Annotated in this window: 6 protein-coding genes; all 6 read left to right on the forward strand. The window is 63.9% G+C overall.

Going from position 1 to position 4,770, the window contains the following annotated elements; translation table 11 throughout:
* Positions 1-697: 697 nt before the first annotated feature.
* Positions 698-1,357, forward strand: coding sequence for a glutathione S-transferase family protein (locus tag JWR89_RS15805; protein ID WP_299717762.1), 660 nt, complete (start codon positions 698-700; stop codon positions 1,355-1,357).
* On the forward strand, positions 1,354-1,716 hold the full coding sequence (locus tag JWR89_RS15810) for a nuclear transport factor 2 family protein (RefSeq protein WP_299717764.1): 363 nt from the start codon (positions 1,354-1,356) through the stop codon (positions 1,714-1,716). The genes JWR89_RS15805 and JWR89_RS15810 overlap by 4 nt, the downstream gene beginning before the upstream one ends.
* 215 nt (positions 1,717-1,931) lie before the next feature.
* The gene (locus JWR89_RS15815) at positions 1,932-2,912 is read left to right on the forward strand and encodes an MBL fold metallo-hydrolase (RefSeq protein WP_299717766.1); all 981 of its coding nucleotides are present in this window, start codon (positions 1,932-1,934) and stop codon (positions 2,910-2,912) included.
* A 259-nt stretch (positions 2,913-3,171) separates the two neighbouring features.
* The gene (locus JWR89_RS15820) at positions 3,172-3,585 is read left to right on the forward strand and encodes a YciI family protein (protein WP_299717768.1); all 414 of its coding nucleotides are present in this window, start codon (positions 3,172-3,174) and stop codon (positions 3,583-3,585) included.
* Positions 3,586-3,619: 34 nt separating this feature from the next.
* Positions 3,620-4,036 carry a YciI family protein gene (locus tag JWR89_RS15825; protein WP_299717770.1) on the forward strand — a complete coding sequence of 139 codons (417 nt, stop codon included), beginning with the start codon at positions 3,620-3,622 and terminating at the stop codon, positions 4,034-4,036.
* A 161-nt stretch (positions 4,037-4,197) separates the two neighbouring features.
* A partial coding sequence (locus tag JWR89_RS15830) for a TetR/AcrR family transcriptional regulator (protein ID WP_299717771.1) occupies positions 4,198-4,770 on the forward strand: 573 nt, incomplete at its 3' end.

A 4,770-nucleotide genomic window follows, 5' to 3' on the forward strand; every position in this document is an offset into this window, starting at 1 on the left:
AGCCCGATGCCGCGCGCGGCGCCGGTAACCAATGCGACCTTGCGCGGTGATGGTGTGGTCATGTCCTGCCCCAAGTTTCTTGTCTGGATTGACGATTCTTGGGGGCGTTATAGCGCACGGTATTGGCGGTGTCGTTGCTCCGAATCCTTGCCCCGGACGCGATGCCATACGAAGTATGGCTCTCGCAGGGCCGGGGCCATACCAGTCGCCGGCGTGCGTGACGGTCCCGGCGCTGCGCGGCAGCCTTTCGTGCTGCGGCGCGTCCGGGACAGGAGAGTGGCGATCTCCTACCGCACGTAAAAAACGACCGTGGCTATGATGACCATCGCGGTGACGGCCAGCGCCTGCGCCGCGACCGCAGACGCGGCCTGAAAGCGGGACGTTGCCTTGATGCGGGCATCCCTCATGTACGTCCCCCTGGACAAAAGGATGCCTTCGGGCACGCTACGTCATTGCGCGACGAGCACCCGTGGCAATCCGGTCATTTTTTACGCAGAACACCCCACGCCGGATATGGAAGCGAATTCCGGCATATCGGGTCTTCGCCCCAAGAGTCCCCAAGCGGCGAAGATCGACAACCCCAGAGTCATTCAGCAATGCGGCGGGAATTTGTTGCTGCAGATGTCGGCGCGACCGGTTCTAATCCGTCTTGCAGCCAGGCGCGGCGGCCCACGCTGCGCGAACAGGGGGAAGCCCGATGTCGCTGACGCTGTACTATCATCCGCTGTCGTCATTTTGCATGAAGGCGCTGATGGCGCTGTACGAGAACGCTACGCCGTTCACGCCGCACATGGTCGATCTCGGGGACGCAACCCAGCGTGCGAAGTTTCTCCAGCTATGGCCGATCGGAAAATTTCCGGTGCTGCGTGACGAGGCCCGTGATCGCACCGTACCGGAGAGCAGCATCCTGATCGAATATCTGTTGCAGCACTATCCCGGGCCGGTGCCGCTGATCCCCGCCGATCCTGAAACGGCGCTGCGGGTCCGCGCCAGCGACCGCTTCATCGACCTGCACATCCACCTTCGGGTGCAGGCGATCGTCAACGAAGCCCTGCGGCCCGAGGGCCATCGCGATCCGCATGGCGTCAAGGACGCGCGGACAAGGCTGCAGGCCGCACTCGGCGTGCTTGACCGCGAGATCGCGGCCTCGACCTGGGCCGCCGGCGAGGCGTTCAGCCTGGCGGACTGCGCCGCGGCGCCGGCGCTGTTTTACGCCAATGAAGTCGCGCCGTTCGGCGACACCCATCGCCACGTCGCCGCCTATCTGCAGCGGCTGCTGGCGCGGCCGTCCTTTGCCCGCGCGGTCGAGGAGGCGAGGCCGTACTTCCACATGTTTCCGAAAGACAAACTGACATGACGGGCAAGGCCGACATCATCCGCGCGCTGTTCGCCGCCTATCTCGCCAACGACCGCCGCGCGGTCGAGGACCGTCTGACCGCTGATTTCCGCTTCACCAGTCCGTTCGACGACGCCATCGACAAGGCGACCTATTTCGAACGCTGCTGGCGCGACAGCGGCTGGATCGAGCGGCACGAGCTCGAACGCATGGCCGTCGATGGCCACGAAGCCTTCGTGACCTACCGATGCGTGGCCAAGGACGGCAAGGCGTTTCGAAATACAGAGTTCTTTGTCTTCGAGGGCGACCAGATAAAGAGCATCGATGTCTATTTCGGCGCCAGCTATCAGAACGGAAAGTTCGTCAAACAGGCATCGTAGGCCAAACCACGTGGCCTCATCCTGAGGAGCGCTCCGAAGGAGCGCGTCTCGAAGGATGAATGTACATCCTCATGGTTCGAGACGGCGCAAGTGCGCCTCCTCACCATGAGGTTTGATCCGAGCATTGCTTGATAAAATTTCGCAGGTCGTGTTGGATCGAGGAACCTCGGGACATCGCTTCTCAGCGCGCGAGGGCGCACCACATGGAGGCTCCCGTGAATGCAGCCCGGTTGATTCTCAGTGCATGTCTCACGTTGCTGTTCATTCCATCGGCGCACGCCCAGACACCGGCCATCAAGGTGACGCTGCTCGGCACTGCCGGCCCCGAATATTTCCCCGACCGGCTCGGCATCTCCACGCTGGTCGAGGCCAACGGCCGCAAGCTGCTGTTCGATGTCGGGCGCAGCGCCAACCAGCGTCTGTATGAAAGCCGGGTCAACCCCAAGGACATCACACATATTTTTCTCACCCATCTGCACAACGACCACTACGAAGGCCTGCCGGAATTGTGGATGACGCCGTGGTTCCTGCTCGGCCGCGATCACGGTTTTGACTTATGGGGGCCCGAGGGCAGCGAAGCGATGATCGCGGGCATGCGCGCGATGTTCGGCCACGATCTTGAGAAGCGCGTCAACAAGTTCAACCCGATCGCCAACCTCGAGATCAAGGTGCATGCCCTGAGCGAAGGCGTCGTGTTCGAGGATGGCGGCGTCAAGGTCACGGCCTTTCCGGTCGAACATGACGACGGCAATCCGGCCTACGGCTACCGCGTCGATTATGCCGGCCACAGCGTCGTACTGTCGGGTGACACCACCTTGAACGAGAACGTCGTCAAGTACGGCACCAAGGCCGACCTCGTCATCCACAATGTGATCGCCTTCAGCGAGCGCCTGTCCCAGTTGCCCGAGATGAAGGGCGTGCTGGCGAAACTGACGACGCCGGAGCAGGCCGCCGAGGTGTTCACGCGGGCGGCGCCGAAGCTCGCGGTGTTCTCGCACATCGTCACCAAGGAACTGAACGGCGCCAAGGGTCTCGACGAGATCATGGCCCGCACCCGCGCCGCCGGCTATGGCGGACCGCTGACGATGGGCCAGGACCGCATGACCATTGCAGTCGGCGACACCGTCGCTGTGCTGCCGCCACGCTCGCTCGACGACCTTCCGGATCTCGATAGCAAGTTGCAGGTGTTTCCGTGATGGTGGAGCAGGGTGGGCCAAGCGAAGCGAGGCCACCCTTCGCGGTACGACGCTGGCGACGATGTCAGGGTGGGGCACGGCGCTAGCGCGCCTTGGCGCACCCTGCGTTCTGCTGCAGGTGTTTTCGTAAATTGCCCGCAATGACCCATGAAATAATGTTGCCGGACGTGTCGGCGCCACAAAATCCCGTTCGTCTATGATCAGAGCGACGTTGTCGCGGGCAGTCGGCCCGCCGGAGCTACACAAAAGGGAGCAACCGATGCGTTTCATGGTGATCGTCCACGCCAGCCCGGACAGCGAAGCCGGCGTGATGCCATCGACGGAATTGCTGACCGCGATGGGCCAGTTCAACGAGGAAATGGTCAAGGCCGGCGTGATGCAGGCCGGCGAGGGGCTGCATCCGACCTCGAAGGGCGCGCGCATCAAATTTGCCGGCGGCGATCCCGTCGTTACCGAGGGGCCGTTCGCGGTCACCAGCGATCTGATCGCGGGCTACTGGCTGATCGACGTGAAATCCAAGGCCGAGGCGATTGCCTGGATGAAGCGCGCGCCGTTCGACGGCGGGGCCGAGATCGAAATCCGCCAGGTATTTGCGGCAGAGGATTTTGGCGAGGCGCTGACCCCCGAACTGCGCGAACAGGAAGAGCGGCTGCGCCGGCAGGCCACGAAATAGTTGCTGCCAACTCTCATCAAACGAGGAGCATGACATGCGATTCATGATGCTGATGATTCCGGCGGGCTACGAAACCGCAGCCCCTGGCACCATGCCGGCCGCCGAAGCGGTCGCGGCGATGATGAAGTACAACAATGCGCTGCAGGAAGCCGGCGTGCTGATCACGCTCGATGGTTTGCACCCTCCGTCCGCCGGCGCGCGGGTAAGCTTTGCGAGCGGTACGCCTCTGGTCACCGACGGTCCGTTTGCCGAGGCCAAGGAAGTGCTCGGTGGCTACTGGATGATCGACGTCGCCTCGCGCGACGATGCGATCGAATGGGCGAAGCGATGCCCGGCCGGGCCGAATGAGGTCATTGAGATCCGCCAGGTCCAGGAGATGGCGGATTTCCCGGAGGACGTGCAACAGGCCGCGGAAGGGTTTGAAAAGTTGCAGGCGGGCCAGCGCGGGTGATGGGTCTGGCCCGCCGCGAGGAGGCAGTCGCCGAGTTCGCTCGCCACGTTTTAGCCGCAAGACTTTGGCCCGGGCCCGCACGAAATTTCAATTCTTGCGGCAGGATTAAGGCGCGCGGAACTTGGTGACCTGACGCCCCTGTTCATGTAAAAGCCCTTCACATGAGCTGGCGCAAAGACGATCGCCGCGCCGAGCGCGGCTACCATCACGGCAATCTGAAGGAGGCGCTGCTGCAGGCAGCGCTCGGGCTGATCGCCGAGAAGGGGCCGGCGGGCTTCACCTTTGCCGACGCGGCGCGTTCGGCCGGCGTCAGCGCCGCCGCACCTTACCGGCATTTTCGCGACCGCGACGACCTGCTCGCCAGCATCGCGCAGCGCGGCTTCGAGCAGTTCGAGGCGACGCTGACGGCCGCCTGGGACGACGGCCGGCCGGACACCGTCACGGCGTTCGAGCGGGTCGGCAAGGCCTATCTGGCCTTCGCCCGCGACGAGCCGGCATTCTATTCGGCGATGTTCGAATCCGGCATTCCGGTCGATCTCAACCCGCCGCTGATGGCCGCGAGCGAGCGTGCCTTCGGCATCATCCGCGCCGCCGCCGAACGGCTCGCCGCGCTGACGCCGCCCGGCGTGGCACGGCCGCCGGCGCTGATGATGGCGCTGCACATCTGGTCGCTGGCGCATGGGGTCGCATCCTTGTTCGGCCGCGGCGACGCCGCACGCCGCAAGCTGCCGATG

Origin of the sequence: Tardiphaga sp., assembly GCF_028290785.1 — a bacterium.
Taxonomy (GTDB): Bacteria; Pseudomonadota; Alphaproteobacteria; order Rhizobiales; family Xanthobacteraceae; genus Tardiphaga.